Annotated in this window: 1 pseudogene; it reads left to right on the top strand. The window is 72.8% G+C overall.

From position 1 onward, the window contains the following. Positions 1 to 386: pseudogene (locus AC1DWC_RS26785) on the top strand (thiolase family protein); the annotation flags it as partial.

The following is a 386-nucleotide window of genomic DNA, read 5'->3' as shown; positions in this document are numbered from 1 at the left end:
ATCGGCGGCTGCGTCACCCAGGCGGGCGCACAGTCCAACAACGTCACTCGGGTGGCCTGGCTGGCTGCGGGCCTGCCGTGGCAGACCGGCGCCACCACCATCGACTGCCAGTGCGGCAGCGCGCAGCAGGCCAACCACCTGATCGCCGGGCTGATCGCCACCGGCGCCATCGACATCGGCGTCGCCTGCGGCGTCGAGCAGATGAGCCAGGTCCCGCTCGGCGCCAACGTCGGCACCGAGGCCGGCCCGCGTCGTGGGACATCGACATGCCCAACCAGTTCGAGGCCGCCGAGCGGATCGCGAAGCGTCGCGGCATCACCCGTGCGGACATCGAGGAGCTCGGCGTCCGCTCGCAGGCGCTGGCCAAGCAGGCCTGGGCCGAGGGC

The organism is Rhodococcus sp. P4_C10, from assembly GCF_056402135.1.
Note: the sequence above shows the minus strand (reverse complement) of the source record. Positions and strands in the feature narration are given on the sequence as shown.